Source organism: Rhodanobacter sp. B05 (genome assembly GCF_002001085.1).
In the GTDB taxonomy this organism is placed as follows: domain Bacteria; phylum Pseudomonadota; class Gammaproteobacteria; order Xanthomonadales; family Rhodanobacteraceae; genus Rhodanobacter.
The window spans coordinates 26,348-49,226 of sequence record NZ_MUNU01000007.1; the positions used below are offsets into that span (position 1 = coordinate 26,348).

16 protein-coding genes are annotated in these 22,879 nt (G+C 66.5%); 12 read left to right on the forward strand and 4 right to left on the reverse strand.

Annotation, left to right across the window (positions count from 1 at the left end):
• Positions 1-3 precede the first annotated feature (3 nt).
• Positions 4-2,619, reverse strand: coding sequence for an MtrB/PioB family outer membrane beta-barrel protein (locus B0E47_RS02100; protein ID WP_077512036.1), 2,616 nt, complete (start codon positions 2,617-2,619; stop codon positions 4-6).
• 12 nt (positions 2,620-2,631) lie between these two features.
• Positions 2,632-3,765, reverse strand: coding sequence for a DmsE family decaheme c-type cytochrome (locus tag B0E47_RS02105; protein WP_077512038.1), 1,134 nt, complete (start codon positions 3,763-3,765; stop codon positions 2,632-2,634).
• A gap of 155 nt (positions 3,766-3,920) precedes the next feature.
• On the opposite strand from B0E47_RS02105, the gene B0E47_RS02110 reads away from it, so the two are divergent.
• A complete protein-coding gene (locus B0E47_RS02110; protein ID WP_077512040.1) occupies positions 3,921-4,982 on the forward strand; it encodes a LysR family transcriptional regulator in 1,062 nt (353 codons plus the stop codon).
• Here the strand turns inward: B0E47_RS02110 and B0E47_RS02115 are convergent.
• Positions 4,979-6,226 (reverse strand): TIGR03862 family flavoprotein, encoded by a 1,248-nt coding sequence (locus tag B0E47_RS02115; RefSeq protein WP_077512042.1) that lies wholly within the window; start codon positions 6,224-6,226, stop codon positions 4,979-4,981. The genes B0E47_RS02110 and B0E47_RS02115 overlap by 4 nt on opposite strands.
• Before the next feature lie 786 nt (positions 6,227-7,012).
• On the opposite strand from B0E47_RS02115, the gene B0E47_RS02120 reads away from it, so the two are divergent.
• From B0E47_RS02120 to B0E47_RS02145, 6 genes are all read left to right on the forward strand, one after another.
• Positions 7,013-9,553 (forward strand): pre-peptidase C-terminal domain-containing protein, encoded by a 2,541-nt coding sequence (locus B0E47_RS02120; RefSeq protein WP_077512044.1) that lies wholly within the window; start codon positions 7,013-7,015, stop codon positions 9,551-9,553.
• Between the two features lie 154 nt (positions 9,554-9,707).
• Complete coding sequence (locus tag B0E47_RS02125; protein WP_077512162.1) at positions 9,708-11,090, forward strand: M28 family metallopeptidase; 1,383 nt, start codon at positions 9,708-9,710, stop codon at positions 11,088-11,090.
• 122 nt (positions 11,091-11,212) lie between these two features.
• Entirely contained in the window at positions 11,213-12,865 is a 1,653-nt protein-coding gene (locus B0E47_RS02130; protein ID WP_077512046.1) for an ATP-dependent Clp protease proteolytic subunit, read from the forward strand.
• 197 nt (positions 12,866-13,062) lie between these two features.
• Positions 13,063-13,956, forward strand: coding sequence for a 4-hydroxybenzoate octaprenyltransferase (gene ubiA / locus B0E47_RS02135; protein WP_254422773.1), 894 nt, complete (start codon positions 13,063-13,065; stop codon positions 13,954-13,956).
• Positions 13,953-15,905: a hypothetical protein gene (locus B0E47_RS02140; protein ID WP_139351301.1), complete on the forward strand. Its 1,953-nt coding sequence runs from the start codon at positions 13,953-13,955 to the stop codon at positions 15,903-15,905. Before ubiA ends, B0E47_RS02140 begins: the two co-directional genes overlap by 4 nt.
• Before the next feature lie 6 nt (positions 15,906-15,911).
• Positions 15,912-17,084 (forward strand): sulfotransferase, encoded by a 1,173-nt coding sequence (locus B0E47_RS02145; RefSeq protein WP_077512052.1) that lies wholly within the window; start codon positions 15,912-15,914, stop codon positions 17,082-17,084.
• 19 nt (positions 17,085-17,103) lie between these two features.
• Here B0E47_RS02145 and B0E47_RS02150 read toward each other — a convergent pair whose 3' ends face one another.
• Positions 17,104-17,826, reverse strand: coding sequence for a ComF family protein (locus B0E47_RS02150; RefSeq protein WP_077512164.1), 723 nt, complete (start codon positions 17,824-17,826; stop codon positions 17,104-17,106).
• 149 nt (positions 17,827-17,975) lie between these two features.
• On the opposite strand from B0E47_RS02150, the gene bioB reads away from it, so the two are divergent.
• The 5 genes from bioB (at position 17,976) to bioC (ending at position 22,865) form a co-directional block, all read left to right on the forward strand.
• On the forward strand, positions 17,976-19,034 hold the full coding sequence (gene bioB, locus B0E47_RS02155; protein WP_077512054.1) for a biotin synthase BioB: 1,059 nt from the start codon (positions 17,976-17,978) through the stop codon (positions 19,032-19,034).
• A 180-nt stretch (positions 19,035-19,214) separates the two neighbouring features.
• On the forward strand, positions 19,215-20,399 hold the full coding sequence (bioF, locus tag B0E47_RS02160) for an 8-amino-7-oxononanoate synthase (RefSeq protein WP_077512056.1): 1,185 nt from the start codon (positions 19,215-19,217) through the stop codon (positions 20,397-20,399).
• Positions 20,400-20,447: 48 nt separating this feature from the next.
• The gene (locus tag B0E47_RS02165) at positions 20,448-21,197 is read left to right on the forward strand and encodes a sulfurtransferase (RefSeq protein ID WP_077512058.1); all 750 of its coding nucleotides are present in this window, start codon (positions 20,448-20,450) and stop codon (positions 21,195-21,197) included.
• The gene (gene bioH, locus B0E47_RS02170) at positions 21,194-21,997 is read left to right on the forward strand and encodes a pimeloyl-ACP methyl ester esterase BioH (RefSeq protein WP_077512060.1); all 804 of its coding nucleotides are present in this window, start codon (positions 21,194-21,196) and stop codon (positions 21,995-21,997) included. Before B0E47_RS02165 ends, bioH begins: the two co-directional genes overlap by 4 nt.
• Positions 21,990-22,865, forward strand: coding sequence for a malonyl-ACP O-methyltransferase BioC (bioC, locus tag B0E47_RS02175; protein ID WP_077512062.1), 876 nt, complete (start codon positions 21,990-21,992; stop codon positions 22,863-22,865). The genes bioH and bioC overlap by 8 nt, the downstream gene beginning before the upstream one ends.
• Positions 22,866-22,879: the final 14 nt, after the last annotated feature.

The window sequence follows — 22,879 nt, forward strand, 5'->3', positions numbered from 1 at the left end:
TCCTCACAACTTCAAGTTCAACATGACGCCGACCAGGCTCACGCTGTAGTGCAGCTGGCCGCCCTTGTCGGTGTAGAGGCGATGGTCGTAGCTGAGCGTGTTGTCGAGCCCGGCGTAGTGCCAGTCGCTGAACGCGCCGGTTTCGTAGCGACCGTACAGGCGCACGCCGACGTTGCGGTTGACGCGGAAGCTCAGGCCCAGGTCGAGCGTATTGGTGCGGTACTTGTTGTCCGGAAAACCGGCCTCGGCCGCGGCCACGCCGGCAGGATCACGATAGGCCAGTGCACCGATGCTGGCATAGGTGTAGCCGACATGCCCGAACGAGCCGGTGTAGTTGTAGCTGATATCGGCGCGTGCGCGGCCGAAGTCGTGACTGAAGCTCAGGCCCGCGTTGCGATTGCTCTCGCGATCGAACTCCCACCACTGGTTCGCGTACGGATACAGCGGCCCACCGAGGTTCGGATTGGTCTGGCCGATCGTGCCGAGGCCGGCGCCGTTGTCGGGCGCATCCGAATCGCCGACGTTGGAGATGCCCATGCGCGAGCCCTCCACACCGAGATAGGCGTTCATCGTGGTCGCCGGTGTCGGCTGCCAGTCCCACTGCACGGTGGCGCCGGTGGTGTTGGTGGTCTGCCGGCCGATCAGGGCATCGTAGTTGTCACGATTGCCGTAGAACGTGGCCGACAACGTGGCCGACTCGCCCCATGGATAGGTGACGATCGCGCGCGCCTTGCTCTCGGTGCGATTGGACAGGTCGTATTTGCGCATGTCGGCTACCGTGTGCGCCGGCAGACCGGTGGCCGGATCGACGAAACCCGGCAGCGACTCGGAGAAGAACTGCGCGTACGGATCGTAGTTGTACTTGTCGCCGTCGCGTTTGGCGTACTCCCAGCTCAGCCGCACGGTGGCGCCGATGACATCGCGACTGACCCAGTCGAACTTGATGCGCTGGTCATCGACGCGCTTGCGCTCGCGATACTTCGGCTGGTTGTGATCGTAGGTGTAGGTGACGCCGAGCGAAGTCTTGCGGCCGAGCTGCCAGTCGCTGCCCAGTTCGAAGATGCTGTCGGTGTACCCAAACGGATTGTTGCGCACGGTGACGTTGGACGACCAGTACAGCGGGTTGGTCGGGTCGAAGATGCCGGTCTCACCCGGCACCACGCTGCCCTGCGAGCCGTTCTCGGAGATGTAGCCGTACTGGCCGGTGAGCGGGTTGTAGGCGAGATAGCGGGTCTTGTCGTCCTCGCGATACCAGCGCAGGCCGGCATGCCAGCCGAACGCCGGCGCAGGCTGGAAGGTAACCCGTGCATCGAACAGGCCGGTGTCGATGCGCGCGTTCGCGTTCTGCCGCGATAGTGCCGCGGTAGTGTTCCAGTTCGCGCACTGGAAGGTGTAGTTCACCGGCGGTGCGATGAAGATGCCGCCGGTGCCGGTGCAGGCGGTCGGCGGCAGCAGCGCCGCGTTCTGGCGCATCGTGCCCCACGCGCCGGCCACGGTGAACTGGCCGTTCCCTTTCAGTTCGCGCGACAGATCCAGCCGGATGTTGTGGTAGTCGTTATCCGGCTCCAGCGAGAACTGACCGTCCTTGATGTCGGCCACCTGCGGTGTGCCGACCACGTTATACAGCGCGAACGGGTTTTCGAAGTCCAGATGGTCCTTGTGGTTGCGGAAGAACGAGCCGTTGTAGGTGGCGAGGAAGTGCCAGAGCTTGCCGACGTTGCGCACGCTGAGGTTGATGTCGGTGGTGCGGAAGTCGATCGGCCGCACCGTTTCCAGCACGCCACCGTTGTCGGGGAACGGGAAGTTGAAGAACATCGAGCCGCCCCACAGGCGGGTGCCGGTGCGCTTCTCGTTGGTGATCGCGGCCGAGCCGATCCAGTTGCGGTAGAGCACGCCTTCGTAGCTCAGGCCGCTGCGCGTGCGGGTGAGGCCGATGCTGCGCCGTGGCGTGGCGGCTGATACCGCAGCGACCTGCGCCGGCGTGCTGGCACCGGCGACCAGCGATGACGGCAGGGTCAGGTCGGTGCTGCCTACACCGTTCCAGATCGGGTACGCGCTGGTCGATACCGTGTGTGGCATGTCGCGATAGAAACCTTCGACCCGGTAGCTGCCGTAACGACCGCCGCGCAGACGGTAAAACTGGTCGTCACCGCTGATCCGGCTGCCGCGCAGATCCACATAGCTGCCGGTCTTGCGGTTATTGAAGTCGAGCGCGAACAGGCCAAGCACCGCACCGCTCTTCCAGTCGTCGTACTGGCGGAAATATTCTGCGTTGCGATCACCACCGACGTGCAGGTAGCCGAACTCCAGCAGGCCGCTGTAGGTCCAGTCACCCTGTCCGACCGGCTTGCCGGCATCGATCAGCAGTGGATACGGATACAGTGCGCCGGTGGGTGTGCGCAGCATGCCGGCGTGCAGGTAGGACATGCCGTCCGGGTCGGCCGGATACAGCATCGGCGTCCAGCCGCGCGGGTCGAGCCCGTTGCCGTATTGCATGTCGCCCACGCGCATGGTGCCGCTGGTGTCACCCGCCAGCGCGCCCTGCGTGCCGAACAGCCCGCACAGCAGAGCGAGCGCCAAAGTACTCAGCGTCGTGCGATTCCCTTTCAGCGCAAGCATCGTCCGCCTCCGTCACTCGTGGAACTTCGGTCCGGAAGGATTGTTCGAGCCGTGGATATTGCTGTGGCAACTCAGGCAGCCGCGCCCGATCAGCCGCTCGTCCGGATGCGGGCCGTTGGCGAGTCCGGCCGCACTCTGCAGATCATTCGGGTGACGCGTCATGGTGTGGCACTGCTGGCACAGCATCGGGATCGGCGCGACCAGCAGGGTCTGCTGGTTGGAACCGTGCACGTCGTGGCAGTTGAGGCAGTTCGCGCGTACCGGCGCGTGTTCGAACAGGAACGGCCCGCGCTTCTCGGCGTGGCAGGTGTAGCAGGTCTCGTTGACCGTATCGGTCTTCAGCAGCGGCTTGGTGATGCTGCCGTGCGGATTGTGGCAATCGGTGCAGGCGATCTGCCCTTCCGGCAACGGCATGTGCGAGCGGCGGTTGAACTTGGCGCGGATGTCCTGGTGGCAGGTCGCGCAGACCTCGTTGATCGACGACTTCGCCAGCACGCCTTCGGGCGACAACTTGGCCATCGGGTTGTGGCAGTCGGTACAGGACAGGCCGCGGTTCTGGTGGATCGAACCGATCCAGTGCTGTCGCGCGCCGCCGGCATGGCAACTCAGGCAGACGCCGGCCTGCACCTGCGGCGAGGTTTTCGCGTCATGCGTGAACGCGATGATCGAACCTGGCGCAGTGGGATTCTTGGCATGCTCGGAGCCCGGGCCGTGGCAGCTTTCGCAGGCGGCTTGCGGACCACTGTTCGCCGCACCGGCACGGAACGCGCCGACGTGCAGGCTGTGCGAGGCCTGCACGTTTTCCTGCGAATGACAGGCCACGCAGGTCTTCGCTCCCACCGCATCGGCATTTGGCGCCAGCGGGTTGACCGGTATCGAGGCCGCGTCGAACGGGGTGGCCTGGCTGTCGTCCACCGGCGCCAGGTGCGGATTGTTGGCGCGGGCCGCGTGGGCGCCCATGTCAGTGGCCGGCAGCATCTTTGCGATGTCGCTCTGGCTGAGCCCGCTGGACGGACTGTGCGAGGCATCGGTCGGCGACGTCGCGGCGGCTTGCTGGGCCTGCGCGTCGTGGGAACCCAGCACCATCCCGCCGGCGCCCAGCACGACGCAAATCGAGGCCGCAAGAAACAACGAAATCACACGCATGGCTTGAAGCCCCTTGGCTAGCGTGAATACTGCAAAGCGATCGGCCGGTCCGCCCTCGCTCGGCACGCACCCCCTCAGTGCATCCGGCCTTGTCCCATGACGGAGGAGTATTCACCTTGGATCGCGGGATTGATAAGCCCTGTGCATTGCGTTGAATGTCCACGATCGAAGAACAATCCATCAGGATTGCGCATCGCAGCAAGACATTGCGCCGTACTGCGCTAGCCTGTCCGGACACCTCGCAAGGACTTGCCGTGCAGGATCTCACCGACATCTACTATTTCGTGCAGGTGGTCGAACTGGGCTCGTTCACAGCGGCCAGCAAGGCGCTGGGCGTGGCCAAGTCGCAGCTCAGTTTCCGGGTGGCGCGACTGGAGGCCAGTCTCGACGTGCGGCTGATCCAGCGCACCACCCGCCGCTCGCACGTCAGCGAGATCGGCCGCCGCTATTACGAACAATGCCGGCTGCTGCTGGCCGCCGCCGAGCAGACCCAGCGCGTGATCGACGAAGCCCAGGCGGCGCCGCGCGGACGCATCCACGTGGCCTGCCCGGTGTTGTTCGCGCAGCTATTGCTGGCGCCGATCCTGGTCAATTTTCTGCGGCAGCACCCGGACGTGCAGGTCGACCTCGACATCTGCCACCACCAGGTCGACGTGATCGCCGGCGGCTACGACATCGCGTTCCGGGTGCGCGATTCGATCAAGGATTCCAGCCTGGTGATGCGCAGCTACGGCATGGATCCGCAGATCCTGGTAGCCAGCCCCGAGCTGCTGCTGCGCCAGGGCCGGCCGACCCAGCCGATCGAGCTCAAGCGGCTTGCCAGCCTCGGTGTGATCAACGCCGAGGGGCGGCATTTCTGGCACTTGCAGGCCGCCGACGGCCGCACCCAGCAGGTCGAACATCATCCGAGCCTGGTCAGCGACGACCTGCAGGTGCTGTACCAGGCGGTGATCGGCGGCGTCGGCATGGCGCAACTGCCGCAGTTCGTCTGCCGCGAACCGATTGCCGAGGGGCGGCTGGTGCCGCTGCTGCCGGCATGGTCGCTGCCACCGGGCAACGTGCACGCGGTGTATCCGTCGCGCCACGGGCATACGCCGGCGCTGCGCTGCTTCATCGACTTCGTGGCGCAACGCATGCCGCAGGTATTGCGCCGCACGCAGCAGGGCCTGCTGGCCGAAAACGCGCGACCGGTACAGGAACAACGCGCCTTCGGCTAGGCCGCCGACCGCGCCGCCAGCCAGTGTGCGACGCCATGGCCGGCAATTCGTCCGCTGGCAAAGCAGGCGGTGAGCAGGTAGCCGCCGGTGGGCGCCTCCCAGTCCAGCATTTCGCCCGCGCAGAACACGCCGGGGCGATCACGCAACATCAGGTACTTGTCCAGTGCCTCCAGCCGCACGCCACCGGCGGTGCTGATCGCCTCGGTCACCGGCCGCGGTGCGCGCAGGCGCAGCGGTAGCGCCTTGAGTTGCATGGCAAGGGCAAAGGGATCGGCCAGCGCAGGCTTGTCGACAAGCTCGAACACCAGCGCACATTTGGCCGCATCCAGCCCGGCGCGGCGACGCAGCCAGTCGCCGAGGCTGTGCTTGCCACGCGGCGCCGCAAGGCGCTCGGCCAGCGCCGGCTGCGTGTAACCGGGCACCAGGTCCAGCTTCAGCAAGGCCTCGCCGCGTTCGGAAATCTGTTCGCGCAACTCGGCGCCGATCGCGTAGACCAGGCTGCCCTCGATGCCGTATTCGCTGAGCACGAACTCGCCCTGACGCGCGTGCGCCACGCCGTGCCGGTCGTGCCAGTGCGCCACCACCGGCTTCAACGGCGCGCCGGCGAAGCGGCTGCGCAGAAGCTCGCTCCAGTCCAGCTCAAAGCCGCAATTGGCCGGCTGCAGCGCTGCGACATCCACACCAGCGCGCGTCAGTGGTGCCACCCAACCGCCATTCGAACCCAGCTGCGGCCAGCTTGCTCCACCCAGTGCGAGCACGACCGCGTCGACAGGCAGCGCGCGCTCACCGTGCGGCGTGGCGAAATGCAGCGTGTCGTGCGCCTGCCAGCCCAGCCAGCGATGGTGCATGTGGAACTCCACACCGGATTCGCGCAGGCGCCGCACCCATCGACGCAACAGCGGCGCTGCCTTCATGTCGACCGGAAAGACCCGCCCGGAGCTGCCGACGAAGGTCTCCACGCCAAGCCCGCGTGCCCATTCCCGCAACGACTGCGCGTCGAACGCAGCGAGCCAGCGTGCGATCTCGGCCTGACGCGCACCGAATCGCTCCACGAAGCGCGCCGGTGCCTCCGCATGGGTCAGGTTCAAGCCGCCTTTGCCGGCCAACAGAAACTTGCGGCCCACCGAGCCCATCGCATCGTACAGATCCACGCGCATGCCAGCCGCGCAGGCGGTCTCGGCAGCCATGAGGCCGGCGGGACCACCCCCGACAATGGCGAGTCGTGGTGGCGGAACGCGTGTCATCCGCCCATGGTCGCATGCGCCCGCATGCCCTCGCTGCAGTGATACCTGCGCCTGCCGACGGCGGCGAAGTCGCCAACGGGGTCCGGCGCCTGAATTGAAGCTGACCGACGATGGCAAAAAGGGTGGCGCGACCGTCACGGCGGATTCGCCGCCAGGGCGACAGCTCAACAATATATTGCGACTACAAACAGCATATTTTGTCACGCCGTAATTTCATTCGGCATGACCGAATATGTCCTGTTCCAATAAATCTGGCGCGATTTTGCGCGGATACATAATCGCCAAGTTCATGCGCGAAAAATCGGGCTGTCGCGGTAGATTTCGTACCGGATGCCTGCGACCGAGGGGGGTTTGTCCGGCCGCCCGGTGGCTGTTGCACAGGTGTCGCGCGAGCCTCCATCATCGTGCGGAAATCGCAATTAATTGCGCCATCGCCGAGCGAATCGGACGCCCCGATCCGATGTGACGCAAATCACTCCGGGCCGGAAAAAGTCCTATTGACCGTTTTGCGGCCGCCGCCATAACGTCGAACAGTTCGCCAATCGGGAGCTTGGCGAACGATCCTGTCACGGGGCCATGCGAACAGCCTGGTCCACAGCCGTCACAAGACAAAATGCCCGCATGCTGGTCCTCAGGGATTTACCGGGGGAGGGTCAACCGAAGCGGGTACGGGATCGCCGGTCAGTTCAAGAAACCACGGGTGCCGTGTCTGTCCACGGCATTTCATTCATGGGGCACGCATGGCCTCAGGGCCTCGTTTTGCCTTGAAAACTTCGGGAGCTACAAATGCCAAGTCATTTTCGTCTCAAGTTGCTGGTCGCGGCCATCGGTATCGCCGCCGCAGGTTCCATCGGCGCCACTCCGGCCGGCACGGCCGTCGGCAGCAATGCATTCGTCGCGCTGAACCAGCATGCGACCGCCCTGCGCCAGGGTGACGTGGTCACCGGTCCGCTGTCACCGGCGCAGCCGATACACATCGAGGTCGCATTGAAACTGCGCAACCCGGCCGAGCTGCACAATTTCATCGCCACCGCGAGGAACTCGACGCTGTCGATCGTGCAGCGCGCGATGACCACGTCGCAGTTCGCCACCAGCTACGCGCCAACCGCACAGCAGGCGAACCAGGTTGCCGCCTGGCTCAAGGCCGCCGGCTTCACCCATGTACAGATCGCGCCGAACCGGATGCTGGTGTCGGCCGACGGCCGCGCCGACACCGCACAGGCTGCGTTCAAGACCACGTTCGCCCAGGTGCACACGCACGATGGCCGCGCCGCCTTCATGCACAACGGCGACGTGCAGATTCCCGCGTCGCTGCAGGACGTCGTGCTGTCAGTGGTCGGCTTGCAGAGCGTGCACCAGGCACACACCTTCGCCAAGCCGATGCAGGCCGGCTACACGACCCAGGCGGTGACCGGCCACAACCCGACCGAGTTCGCCTCGATCTACGGCGGCAGCGGCGTGGCTACGGCGGCTGGCGTGCCGGTGGGCATCGTCACCCAAGGCAACATCACCCAGACCATCACCGACCTGAATACGTTCACCTCGCAGAACGGCCTGGCCACAGTGACCACGCAGACGATCAACACCAACGGCACCAGCAGCGACACCAGCGGGCTGGGTGAGTGGAGCCTGGACAGTCAGGACATCGTCGGCATGGCCGGCGGCCAGGTCGGCAAGTTGATCTTCTACAACATCCCGACCCTGTCCAACGCCAACCTTACCGCCGACTTCAACGCCATCGTCAACGCCAACGCGACCAAGATCATCAACGTGTCGCTGGGCGAGTGCGAAACCAGCGCGCAGGGCGACGGCTCGGCCGCGGCGCAGGACCAGATCTTCCAGCAGGCGGTGGCACAGGGCCAGACCTTCTCCATCTCCACCGGCGACTCCGGGGCCGACGAATGCGGCAATGGCGGCGTCACGCCGAGCTGGCCGGCCGCCTCGCAGTACGTGGTGGCGGTGGGCGGCACCACGCTGAATGCCTCCACCACGACCTGGAACAGCGCCACCGTATGGAGCAGTGGCGGCGGCAGCTCCAGCACCTTCGAGCCGCAGCCGAGCTGGCAGAACGGCGTGGCCCCCGGCAGCACGCGCGGCCTGCCGGACATCGCCTACGATGCCGATCCCAACTCGGGCTCGAAGATCATCGTCAGCGGCGCCACCCAGCAGTACGGCGGCACCAGCCTGTCCGCGCCGCTGTTCGCCGGGACCTGGGCCCGCGTGATCGCGATCAAGGGCGCCGGCGTCGGCTTCGCGGCACCGCTGCTGTACCAGTTGCCGGCGTCCGATTTCCACGACATCACGTCGGGCAACAACGGTGGCGAAAGCGCCAGTGCGGGCTATGACCTGGCCAGCGGCCGCGGCGAACTGATCATCAGCGGCGCCGCGAACGACATCGGCGGTGGCGGTGGCGGCGGCAACGTGCCGCCGGTCGCGAACTTCAGCGACAGCATCAGCAACCTGGTGGTGAACTTCACCGACAGCTCCACCGACAGCGATGGCACGATCGCCTCGCGCTCGTGGAACTTCGGCGATGGCGCCACCTCGACGGCGACCAACCCCAGCCACACCTACTCGGCCGCCGGCACGTACAGCGTCTCGCTGACGGTGACCGACAACAGCGGCGCGACCAACACCAAGACGCAGTCGGTGACGGTCACGGCCGCAGGCGGTGGCGGTGGCAATCAGTTGCAGAACGGCGTGGCGCTTGCCGGCCAGTCCGGTGCAACCGGTGCCCAGCTGTTCTACACGGTGGTGATCCCGGCCGGCGCCAGCAACCTGGTGATCTCCGAGTCCGGTGGCACCGGTGACGCGGACCTGTACACCAGGTTCGGTTCCGCGCCGACCCTGTCCAGCTACGATTGCCGCCCGTACCTCACCGGCAACAACGAGAGCTGCACCGTGGCTTCGCCGCAGGCAGGCACCTACTACGTCATGCTGAATGGCTACCAGGCCTTCTCCGGCGTCAGTGTCAAAGCGACCTGGAGCACCGGCGGTGGTGGCGGTGGTGGCGGCAACGTGCTGCAGAACGGCGTGCCGGTAACCGGCCTGACTGCCACGCGGAACAACGCCGTGTACTACACGATGGTCGTGCCGGCCGGCGCCAGCAACCTCAACATCAACATCGCCGGTGGTACGGGCGATGCCGACCTGTACGTGAAGCTGGGTTCGCAACCGACCACCAGCAGCTACGACTGCCGTCCGTATGTCTCGGGCAACAACGAGAGCTGCACGGCCTCGGCACCCACCGCGGGCACGTACTACATCATGGTGAGGGCTTACGCGACGTACAAGAACGTCACCCTGACCGGCAGCTACACCCCGTAAGCGAAAGCGCGATCCGGCTGCGCAGGGACGCGCAGCTTTCACCGGAAGCGAAGGACCAGGCTTCAGGCCCGCCCGGCGACGAGCGGGCTTTTTCATGACCAGCACGCAAAGGCATAGTCGTTGTATGGTCACGATTCTGCCGAGGAATCCGACCATGCGCCTGTTCATGCTGCCGTCCGCCCTGCTGCTGTTTGTCTCCACGACCGCCATCGCATCCACCGGGTTGCCGGCCGCGCCGCGCGAGCAACCGGCGCTGCATGCCCTGGCCGATGCGCCGAGCCAGGTCGAACTGCGCATGACGATCACCCGCCTGATCGGCTTCGGCACCCGCCACACCATGTCCGACACGAAATCCGACAGCCGCGGCATCGGTGCCGCACGGCGCTGGGTGAAGTCGCGCTTCGAGGCGATCTCGAAAGATTGCGGGGGCTGCATCGAGGTGGTCACGCCCGCACAGACTTTTACCGGCAAGCGCCTGCCCACGCCGACCGAGGTGATGGATGTGGTGGCGATCAAGCGTGGCAGCACCGACCCGCAGCGCGTGATCGTGATGACCGGACACCTCGATTCGCGCGTCACCGACGTGATGAACAGCACCAGCGATGCGCCCGGCGCGAACGACGACGCCTCCGGCGTGGCTGCCTTGATCGAAGCCTCGCGACTGCTGTCGAAGCAGGACAACGGCGCGACCCTGGTGTTCGCCGCGCTGTCTGGCGAGGAACAGGGGCTCTACGGCGGCAAGGTGCTGGCCGAATACGCCGTGGCCCAGGGCTGGAAGGTCGAAGCCGAGCTCAACAACGACATCGTCGGCAACAGCCATGGCCAGAATGGCGCGATCGACAACACCACCGTGCGCGTGTTTTCCGAGGGCACCAAGACCAACGAGACCCCGGCGCAGGCCGACTACCGTCGCTATCACGGCGGCGAGGTGGACTCGCCCTCGCGCAACCTGGCCCGTTACATCGACCACCTCGCGGACAATTACCTGCCCGATTTTCGCGTGCACATGATCTACCGCACCGACCGCTTCGGCCGCGGCGGCGACCAGGTTCCGTTCCTGCAGGAGGGCTACCCGGCCGTGCGCGTCACCGAGGCCCATGAGAACTACACGCGGCAACACCAGGACCTGCGCACCGAACGCGGCATCCGCTACGGCGACACCATCGACGGCATCGACTTCCGTTACCTGGCCCGGGTCACCGCGCTGAACGCCATCACCATGGCAAGCCTGAGCCGCGCGCCGGCGCCGCCCGGCGGCGTCACCACCGAGGGCGCGCTGGCCACCGACACGACCGTGCACTGGAACAAGGTGCCGGGCGCCGTTGGCTACCGGGTGCACTGGCGCGACACCACCGCACCGCAATGGCAGCATGCGCGCGCGGTAGGCGACGTCGACCACGCCGTCCTGGACGACGTGGTGATCGATGACTGGTTCTTCGGGGTCTCGGCGGTGTCCGCCGATGGTTACGAAAGCCCGGTGGTCTTCCCCGGTTTCGCCGGCAGCTTCGAGCGCTCGCCGGCAGCTCAAAAACCGTAGGAGTGCGGGACTGGCGCTGCCTGCGGTTGCCCTGCTAAAAAGGGCGCGCGGTCACGCCATGGGGGAGTGATCCGCCGCGACGCCACCTGGGTTTTTGCGCGCGACCGACGGAATCCACATCGATGCATCCCGACGACGACGGCCGCGCCTATGCGGGCGAGGGCCTTGCGACGGCAAGGTTCCCGCCAGTCGAACCACCGGTCCTCCCCGGCGCGCCGCCGCCGCTGCCATCGCCATCGCGCGCTGCTGCCAAACCACCAGAACGGCGCAACTTCCTGTCCGCCCACTGGCACGGCGATCTGTCGCTGCCGGTGAGCTACTGGATCAACCTGGTGCTGGTCACCCTCCTCGCGCGCGGGCTGCTCACCGGACTGGGAACGCTCGACTGGCAGCGCCATCCGCTGACCTGGGCGATCGCGGCCACGGCGACCGCCGTCCTCATCTGCCTGGGGATCGCCGTGTGGCAGTACGTCGGTGTCTGGCGCGCCGCGGGTCGCAGCGGCAGTGGCTGGGGTGTGGTGGCGCGGATCATGGTGGTCATTGGCTGCGTGGGCAGTTGCGTCGGCATGCGCACGAATGCCCGGGTGCTGGCCGACATGCTGCATGCGTCCAGCGAGCAGCAGAGCTGGAACGACTTCCACGTCCGGGTGGCGGCGGATGGGCGCGCCATCGACGCCAGCGGCACCATGGGCGTGGGTTTCACGGACCAGATCGAACAAGCCTTCGCCAGTCATGCCGGCATCCATCTCCTGCGCATCGCCAGCCGCGGCGGCAGCGTGACCGAGGGTGTGGAGCTGCACGATTTCCTGCATGCCCACCCGGACATCGCGGTGGAGGCCGATGGCATCTGCGCCAGCGCCTGCACGCTGGCCTTCATCGGCGCGGCGCAGCGCCTGGCCACGCCGCAGGCCTGGTTCGGCTTCCACCAGATGCGTTCCCTGCTGGCCACCACCCGCTCGGTCGACTACGTGAGCGAACAGCAGGACCGTTTCAAGCGCGAGCTGCACGAACTCGGCGCCACCCCGGATTTTGTCCGGCTCGCGTTCGCCAGGCAGGGCAACGATGTCTATGTTCCGGACCGCGCGGAGCTGTTCGACAACCACATCATCACCGCGATCGACGCCGACGGGCGCCACTGGCAAGCCGACGGCTGGCGCAGCGAACAGTTCCTGCAGGCATTGCGCCATGATCCGCACGGGCGCACGCTGGCCGCGGCGTTCGACCGGATCGCCCTGGTGCAGCCGGCCATCTACCAGCAATGGCTGCAACGCGACCTTGCGGTACCGGTTCGCCCGCACCCGGCTGCAGTGGCACGCTACAACGACAACTTCTGGCACGCGCTCGACGCCGCGCGTGCGCGTCAACTTGAAGTTGCCTCGACGCAGGACGTGCGCCGCTACGCCGTGAGCGAGCAGCAGACGCTGGAGATGCTGCGCCGGCAACTCTCGCCATCCGCCTGCGGCCGCTACGCCAGCGGCATCGCCATCACGCTGGGCAGCCATGGCGGCGCCTTCAGGGACGCCGTGGGTTCCGGTTACGTCGCGCTGTTCTCCGGCCAGGGCACCGTTCAACTGTCGACACCGGCCTGGCGCGCGAGCCTGGGCAGCGCCTTGCGACAGCATCAGGCGGAGCGCTGGACAGCGCACGGCGAACTCGCCGACGAGGCGCACTGGACGGCGGCGTGCAGCCGCCAGCTGGCTACGCTGGATCAACTGCTGGCCGCCCCCGGCGCCAACGGCGACCTGGCCTTGCGGGCCTATCTCCGCGTGCGTTGACGCGCACCATCAGTCCAGTGACCGGGTACGCGCTGCACGCGGAGCGCCCACGCTAAACTCGGCCGATGGCCCCGACTCCGCGCAAACGCAAACCCCGCAAGACCACCGCGCTCGACGCCCGGCCCCGGCCTGGCGCTGCGAGGCCTGTTGCCAAACCCAAGCCGCAGCCGGCGGACAGCTCGACGCGCGCCACGCGCGTGTTGAACTGGCTGCTGAAGAAGCTGCCACCGCGCCAGCGCGAGAAGGCGCTGGACTATCTGGTGCTGACCCGGATGGACCGGCCGATCGGTGCGTTGCTGCTGTTGTGGCCGACCTGGTGGGCGCTGTGGCTGGCCGCCGGCGATTTCCCACCGTGGAAGCTGTTGATCATCTTCACCCTAGGCGTGTTCGCGATGCGCGCAGCGGGCTGCGCGATCAACGACTATGCCGACCGCAAGCTCGATCCGCAGGTGGCGCGCACGGCCGGACGCCCGATCGCCAGCGGACGGGTGACGCCACGCGAGGCGCTGCTCGTGTTCGCCGTGTTGCTGATGTTCGCCTTCGTGCTGGTGCTGTTCACCAACCGGCTGACCATCGAACTCTCGTTCGCCGGCGCCGCGCTGGCGGCGCTGTATCCTTTCAGCAAGCGCTACACGCACCTGCCGCAGGTGGTGCTGGGTGCCGCGTTCGGCTGGTCGATCCCGATGGCATTTGCGGCGGTGACAAATACCGTGCCGCCGCTGGGCTGGCTGCTGTTCATCGGCAACATCCTGTGGTCGACGGTCTACGACACCGAGTACGCGATGGTCGATCGCGAGGACGACCTCAAGGCCGGCGCGAAATCCACCGCAATCCTGTTCGGTGATGCCGACCTGCCGATCCTCGGCATGCTGATGGGCACCTTCCTGCTGGCGATGCTGTTCGTCGGCCAGCGCGCGCATCTGGGCTGGCCGTACTGGCTGGCGCTGCTGCTCGCCGCCGGGCTGTTCGGCTACCAACTGTGGTTGATCCGGGCGCGCGCCCGCGAGGCCTGCCTGACCGCGTTCCGCCACAACAACTGGCTGGGGCTGGTGGTGTGGATAGGCATCGTGCTGGCGCTGGCGGTGCGTTGAACAGTACCGCTCACCCAAAGGCCCAACGGTCACTGGAGCCCCGTTCCATCGCATCCACTTCGTGGCGCGAGCGATGCAGTGCGCTGCAATGGGGTGCCTGGCTCTGCGCTGCCCTGCTTGCGGTCCTCCAGGGGCACTTCTTTCTCGACGGCTACCGGTTGACCGGTGACGATGTTCTTTTCGAGAACGTCGTGCTTCACGGCGAGTCCTTCCATTACATCGTACAGACCGCCTTGCAGCAGGGTCGCATCGGGGCATTCGTACTGGTGCCTTTGACGTTGCTGGGTTCGCACTATTCGGACTATTTGCTGTTCCGGATCGCCTGCGTCCTGCTCTGGTACGTCGATATGCTGCTGTTCTCGATATGGGTCGCCCGGGTCGCGCAGGCACGCCTAGCACTGCCCGTGTTCCTGGCATTGGTGGCGATCCAGCCCATGATCGGTTATCACATGCCGCCGGTTGGCTACCCGCTCGAACTTGGCCTGCCTCTGCTGGTCATGCTGGCAACGCGGCTGGCGTTCCCGGCGGAACATCCGGCAATAGCGGATAGCAGAGGGTCGGCTGCCCAACTCGGCGTCCATGTCGTCCATGTGCTCTATCTGCTTGCGCTGATAAGCAGCGAATACATGATCATCGTCGGCACGATCCTGCTGGCCGCGGAAATAGGCTCAGGCCGTTCGGGCCTTCGGTTCCGGCAGTTGCGGATGCTGGCTGGAAGATATCGGCGCGACATCGTGATCCTGGCGCTGGTGTACCTTGCCTACGCCTGGTTCCGGCAGAGCCAGCCGACGCATTACGACGGTGCGACCCTGGATGGCCTGGGCCACGGTGGTGACCTGCTGCGGACATTCGCGCTGCATGTCGCCTCTGCCACGTGGCTGCCGTTTCTTGATCGCTCGGCACTGGTGCCGACGGCCTGGCCAGGCGCCCTGCTCGCCGCCGTGCTTTGTGCCGTGTCGTTGCTGTCGTACTGGCGGTTCAGCCGCCAGACCGCCCGATCTCCCGCGCACGGCAAGTGGTTGGCCGGCGGCGCCCTGCTGCTCGGAATAGTCGCCATCACTCTACCGGTGGTTGCTGCCAGGAAACAGCAGATCTGGTGCGTGATTGACCACAACTGCAGCTATCTGGACAGTCGCATCTCGCTGTTCTTCATGCTTGCTGCCATCGGGCTTGCCCTGGTGTCGCTGTGCCGGTCAAACAGGACACGGGACCTCCTGTACGGATTGGCGTTGCCCTCGCTGGCACTGTCCAGCGCCCTGGGTCATGCCGTCAATGCACAACAGACACAGGGCATGAAAACAGCCGCCGCGGCCTGGACGCGCGCGCGCGCGATCGCCTGCATCGGCTCCGGAATCACTCCCGCGCAAGCCAGCCAGTACATCGATCCGGATCATTACATTCCCATGCACACCATGATGGACCGTAACGCGTTCTGGCACGACTACATGGCCCGACTCGCTCGCGAAGGACGTTGCTCCGGGGAGCCGCCCGCACGGCCGCCGTTCCTTGTCAGCGTCATGCATCCGGATACGGTTTACCCGGTTCACCTCGACGGACCGGGATTGCGTTATCTCGGTTCGGGCTGGAGCCACGCCGAAACCGGCGGGGTCTGGAGCGACGGGACGCCAGCGCTGATCGTGACCCGACTTGCCCCCTCGCCTGTTCCACTGAAGCTGATGCTGACCTTGCAGGCATACGCACCTGCAGAGGGCCAGCCGCAAGAGGTGGCGGTCGAGGTGAATGGCTCCCCGGCCGGCCACTGGAAAGTCGGCGCCGACCAGGCCGCCCTCTACGAAATCGACATTCCCACGGTGCCGGCAAAGACAGGCGGCCGGATCACCATCCGCCTGGACATCATGAAACCGGTATCGCCACTGCAGCGGCACCAGTCCACCGACGCAAGGCGGCTTGGCGTGTTGCTCAGCCATCTGGAGTTGCGGGCCCACTGACGGCAGATGCGACGCCGGATGCTCCGCAAGCCCCACGTTTCCGTCGATGTTTTCGGCCTCGGCAGCTGGCGTCACGACATCCTCCACGTGCCGCAGACAGCTGCTACATGCGAGACTTCTCCGGCAGGAGACCGACTGAACGATAACGCCCCTGACAGGCCGTATCGACCTGCGCCACCTGGAGCCCATGCCTTGCCGTCATTGCCAGCCCGAATTTTCGAAGCCTTCCGCAATGCGGCCAACCGGCGCGAACCGGCGACTGTCGATCCGGGCACCACGCCGTGCGATGGCGCGAAGCATGAACCACCATCCACGCTGCCTGCCGGGATTGCCGCCCAGGGTCTGTTCATCATCGGTGCCGCACGAACCGGCACCACGATCCTGCAGAATGCCCTGAACGATTCCGCCGATATTTTCCTGTTCGGCGAACCCCGCTTCCATCGCGATCCGGGCAGCGCGGATTTCGCCGAGCGCTACAATGGCATGCACCGTACCTGGGGAAACCAGGAGAACAAGAGCAGCCACTGCCCCGCGCTGTTTGAAGAAGATGCTCCGTGGTGGCGCTACTTGGAACGTCTGGCCGATCTGTACGGCCATGTCGGTTCGAAGATCGTCATCAACCCCACCGACGCGATGGACGAAAGCCGGCAGCTGTTCGATTTCCAGTGCCGGCATTTCTACATGGCGCATTACATCTTCACTTTCCGCAATCCGCTCGACGTGCTGATGTCAACGCGGGGCCTGGCGCAGCTCAACGGGGGTCGGGTTGCCAGCCATGTCGAGGTGCTGCGTGGATTCTTCTCGGTCGTGCAGTTGTATTTCCGCGCCCTGCGCAACCTGCCGCACGTACACGCCATTTTCCACGAGAGCATCGACGCCGGCGTGTTCGATGCCCTGCAGAACGCGCTGGCCGTTCCGTTGACCCGCGCCATGGACTACTACGACCGCGACAAGGTCCGCCACTACACCCTGGAGCAGATCCCGATGGCCCATCGAGCACTCACTGCCGAGGCGATGGCGCTCTACGAGGATTTTCGGCGCGAGGCGCTGGCCGGTTTCAGGCTCCTCCAGATCGAGCAGAACGACAGCCACCTCGACCCGGTCCACTTCACGGCGCTCGGGCGTCTGTCATGGCGCGTCACCCGCTTTCTTGACGCGCTCGTCGATCGCGACGACTAGACCGAGCCTGCGCAAGGCATCAGCCGCGCGGCGATGGTGCCCGCGCCAACGCCCACACATCCACCCGCGCTACGCCCGCGCGTCTCACCACGCGGGCGCATTCGGCCAGGGTGGCGCCGGTGGTCATCACATCGTCGAGGATCGCCACGTGCGTCGGCAGGACCAGGCCCTCGCGCAGAGCGAAGACACCACGCACATTGCGACGACGGCTGACCGCATCGAGTTCGGTCTGCGCATCGGTACGGCGCCGTCGTTGCAGCACGTCATGGCGCAGCGGCACATGCAGCGCGTGCGCCAGCGGTCGGGCCAGCTCCAGCGCCTGGTTATAACCGCGCTGGCGCAAACGGCTGCGATGCAGCGGCACGCTCAGCAGCAGGTCCGGCAGATCGACCGGACAGGACTCGCGCTGCCACATCGAGGACAGCACCCGGCCGGCGGCAAGGTCGCCGGAAAACTTGTAGCGCGACTCCAGCCGATCCAGTGGCCAGCCATAGCGGAATGGCGCCCACGCTGCGTCCCACGGCGGCTCGCGACGCTGGCATTCGCCGCACAGTGACGCCGACGTGGCCAGCGGCAGGGCGCAACGCGCGCAGCAGCTGCGGTTGCGCGGCAACTCGGCCGCACAGTCGCCGCACAGATCGATGCCGTTCGCCCCCGCAGCGCCGCACAACAGGCAGCGCAAGGGCAGCACAAAGCGGTGCAATCCGAACCAGGCTCGCCGCAACACGTCCTTGTGATTCATGCCCATCCCAGCTCCGCCGGCAGCCGAGGTTCGATCGTAACGGGATCGCGGTCAGCGCGCCTGTGTCAACTCTACCTATACCTTTTTGAGTTGACACAACGCAAGTCGACTTTCACACTTCCCATCCCATTCAACGGAGCAGGCAATCCATGGTCGACGACCGCACCCGCCACGACTGGAGCCGCGACGAGGTGCGTGCGCTGTTTGACCTGCCGTTCAACGAATTGCTGCATCGCGCTCACGAGCTGCACCGCACTCACCACGATCCGAACGCGGTGCAGGTATCCACCCTGCTGTCGATCAAGACCGGCGGCTGCCCCGAGGACTGCGCCTACTGTCCGCAGGCGGCACGCTACGACACCGGGGTGCAGGCGCAAAAGCTGATGGAAGTCGAGGATGTGCTGGAACGCGCCCGCGCCGCCAGGGCTGCGGGCGCCAGCCGCTTCTGCATGGGCGCGGCGTGGCGCGGACCGAAGGATCGCGACATTCCCAAGGTGGCCGCGATCGTGCGTGCGGTGAAGGATCTTGGCCTGGAAACCTGCGCCACGCTTGGCCTGCTCGGCGACGGCCACGCGCAGGCGCTGAAGGACGCCGGGCTGGATTATTACAACCACAACATCGACAGCGCGCCGGAGTTCTACGGCGAGATCATCCACACCCGCGAATACCAGGATCGCCTGGAAACCCTGGAGCAGGTGCGCGACGCCGGCCTGAAGACCTGCTGCGGCGGCATCGTCGGCATGGGCGAGACGCGCGACCAGCGCGCCGGCCTGTTGCAGGCGCTGGCCAACCTGCCGGCGCATCCGCAGTCGGTGCCGATCAACCAGCTGGTGCCGGTGCCGGGCACGCCACTGGCCAATGCGGAGAAACTCGATCCGTTCGAGTTCGTGCGCACGATCGCGGTCGCGCGCCTGCTGATGCCGCTGTCGATCGTGCGCCTGTCGGCGGGACGCCAGCAGATGGACGACGCGGTGCAGGCATTGTGCTTTTACGCTGGCGCCGGCTCGATCTTCCACGGCGAAAAGCTGCTGACCACCGGCAACCCCGACGTCGAGGCCGACCGCGCGCTGTTCCGCCGGCTCGACCTGCGCCCGATGGAAGTAAGCGGGACATCCGGCACCGTACACGCCGACATCATGGCGGCCGAATCCCGCACCATGGAACAACACGGCTGCGGCCACGCGTGCGGCTGCAGTGCGGTGGCGTAGCCGCGCGTCGGCGCGGTTGCGCGCCAAAGACGGGCTCAGCGGGAAGTCGCAAGCCACCTCGCCCGGCAGCGTGAGGCGCTTCTCGTCACCCAGCCGTGCCTCGTGGATCTCTTCTGTCTGCTGGCACGACCTCATCGACGCAACATGCTTCTTTGCCAGGCTGGCGTAGATTAGCGAGCCATGAGTCGACCCGATCTGTTGCAACGCCTTGCCGCCAGCACGGCCGAACGCGAGCGCACCCAGCTGCTGCGTCGGCTGCGCACGGTCGAGCATGCGGACGGCCCGTGGCTGGAGATCGGTGGCCGGCGCTTGCTGTCGTTCTGCAGCAACGACTACCTCGGCCTGGCCCGGCACCCGCAGCTGATCGACGCGCTGGTCCGTGCCGCGCGGGAGGAAGGTGTCGGCAGCGCGTCGGCACACCTGATCTGCGGCCACCGTGCCGAGCATGCCGAACTGGAAGAAGCGCTGGCCGTGTGGACCGGGCGCGAGCGTGCGCTGCTGTTCTCCACCGGCTACATGGCGAATCTCGGGGTGCTGCAGGCGCTGCTCGGCCCCGGCGACGTGTGCGTGCAGGACAAGCTCAACCATGCCTGCCTGCTCGATGGGGCCAAGCTCAGCGGGGCCGAGCTGAAGCGCTACCCGCACGCCGATGTCGCCGCTGCCGGACGGCAGCTGGACGCCCGTCCCGACGCCGTCGCACTGCTGGCTACGGACGGCGTCTTCAGCATGGATGGCGACGTGGCGCCCCTGCGCGAACTGGCAGCGTTGTGCGCGGATGCACAGGCCACGCTGATGGTCGATGACGCACACGGCTTCGGTGTGCTGGGCCCCCACGGCTCCGGCACCGTCAACGCCGCCGGACTGGGGCAGCACCAGGTGCCCGTGCTGATGGCCACGCTGGGCAAGGCGCTGGGTTGCGCCGGCGCCTTTGTCGCCGGACCGGCCGCGCTGATCGAAGGGCTGCTGCAGTTCGCGCGACCGTATATCTACACCACGGCGATGCCGCCCGCGCTGGCCGCCGCCGCGCTGGAGGCCGTGCAACTGGCGCAAACCGAGACCTGGCGCCGCGCCAAACTTGCCGCACTGATCACCCGCTTCCGTCGCGGTGCCGGTGAACTCGGCCTGCCGCTGCTGGCATCGAGCAGCGCGATCCAGCCACTGTTGCTTGGCAGCGCCGCGGCCACCTTCGCCGCCGCGCAGGCGCTGGAGCGGCATGGCCTGCTGGTCACCGCGATCCGCGCACCCACGGTTCCCGCCGGACAGGCGCGGTTGCGCATCACGCTGTCGGCGGCACACGAGACAGCCCATGTCGATCAGCTGCTGGGCGCACTGGAAAGCCTGCACTGGCCGGGCCATTCCGGCTGAACGCGGGCCGCCACGTATAATGGCCAGCTTGCTGCCGCGATGCCCCGCATGTCGATCGTCAATATCTCCGCGTACAAATTCATCAGCCTGGACGATCTTCCGGCGCTGCGCGAGCGGTTGCTCGCGCGCTGCGAGGTGCTGGCGTTGAAGGGCACGATCCTGCTGGCGCCCGAGGGTATCAACCTGTTCCTCGCCGGTGCGCGCGAGCATATCGACAGTTTCATGGCGCAGTTGAATCGCGACGCCCGCTTTGCCGACATCGTGCCGAAGGAGTCGCTGTCCGACAGCGTGCCCTTCGGCCGCATGCGGGTGCGCATCAAGCGCGAGATCATCACCATGCGCCTGCCCGCAATCCGCCCCGAAGGGGGCCGCGCGCCCGCGGTGGATGCGCCCACCCTGCGGCGCTGGCTCGATCAAGGCCATGACGACGCCGGCCGCGAGGTCCTGCTGCTGGACACGCGCAACGATTACGAAACGGATCTCGGCAAGTTCCCGCAGGCGGTCGACTACCGCCTCGCCAGCTTCACCGGCTTTCCCCGGGCGATCGCCGCCGATCGTGCGCGGTACGCCGGCAAGACCGTGGTGTCGTATTGCACCGGTGGCATCCGCTGCGAAAAGGCGGCGCTGCACATGAACGCGCTGGGCATGGAACATGTCTACCAGCTCGAGGGCGGCATCCTGAAATACCTGGAGCAGACGAACGCGACGCACTGGCAAGGCACATGCTTCGTGTTCGACGGCCGCGGTGCCGTCGATGCCGACCTGCTTCCCACCAAAAACGAAAGCACGCCGGCGTGAGCCTGTACATCGACAAGCGCGGCCACGGCCCGATTCCGTTGGTGCTGCTGCATGGCTGGGCCATGCACGGCGGTGTACTGCAACCGCTGGTCGACGCGCTGGCCGATCGCTGCACGATGCATGTCGTCGACCTGCCCGGACACGGCTACTCGCGCGATTGCGGCCTGCCGCTGGAACCACGCGCCTGCGCCGCGGCGATCGCCGCGATCACGCCACCGGCGATCTGGCTGGGCTGGTCGCTGGGCGGATTGATCGCACTCACCGCCGCGCTGGAGATACCGCAGCAGGTGCGTGGCCTGGCCATGCTGTGCGCCACCCCGAAGTTCGTGCGCGACGCCAGCTGGCCACATGGCAGCGATGCGGTACTGGTGCACCAGTTGGCCAGCGAACTGGAAACCGACTACCACGTCACGCTGGAACGTTTCCTCGCCCTGGAGGCGATGGGCAGCGCCGATCCGCGTGCCGAGCTGCGCCATCTGCGCGAGCTGGTATTCGCCCGCGGCGAGCCGGATCTGCGCGTGCTGCAGGAAGGCATCCGCATTCTCGAAGACGGCGACCGCCGCGCCGCCCTGCCCGACCTCGGCGTACCGAGCACGTGGATTGCCGGTCGGCGCGACCGGCTGGTGCCGCCGCAGGCGATGGCGTGGTCGGCCAGCCAGTGCGGCGGCGATTACCACGAGATCGCCCAGGCGGGGCACGCCCCGTTCTTCGGCCACGTCGAAGCGCTGGTGCAGGCGCTGCAGCCCCTGTTCGAACGGCAACCCGGCCGACCCGCCGCATTGAGTCTCCGCGATGAGTGATTTTCAACTGGACCGCCGCCTGGTGCGTCGTCATTTCGGCGACGCGGCGACCACCTACGAACAGCACGACGCCCTGCAGCGCGAGGTGCAGACGCATCTGCTGGAGCGCCTCGGCTTCCATCCGGGCACGCCACAACGCGTGCTCGACGTGGGTGCCGGCACCGGCCTCGGCAGCGCCCTGCTCAAGCAGCGCTATCCCAAGGCCGAGGTGATCGCGCTCGACCTGGCCTTGCCGATGCTGCGCGCAGCGAAGCAGCACAGCAGCTGGCTGAAGCCGTTTTCCCGTGTCTGCGCCGAAGCCAGTGCACTGCCATTGCCCGACCACAGCATCGACGTGCTGTATTCCAACCTGTGCTTCCAGTGGATCGACGATCTGCCCACGCTGTTCGGCGAATGCATGCGCGTGCTGAAACCCGGCGGCCTGATGGTGTTTTCCAGTTTCGGTCCGGACACCTTGATGGAATTGCGTGCTGCCTGGGCCGAGGCCGACCAGCAACCCCACGTCAGCCGCTTCCTCGACATGCACGATGTCGGTGACGCGATGCTCGCCTCCGGCCTGCGCGATCCGGTGCTGGACGTGTTCCGCTACACCCTCACCTACAGCGAGCCGCGCAAGCTGTTGGAGGAATTGCAGGGCCTTGGCGCCACCAACGCCGATCGCACCCGCGAACGCGGCCTCACTGGCAAGAGTCGCTATCACCGAATGCTCGCAGCCTACGAGGGGATGCGGGTGGACGGCCACATTCCGGCCACCTGGGAAGTGGTCAGCGCGCACGCGTGGGGGCCGCCGATGGGGCAACCGCGTCGTGTCGACGGCGGCGAGATCGCCAGTTTCTCGGTCGACAAGCTGCGCGGGTCACGGCGCTGAATGGATTCGCGTCA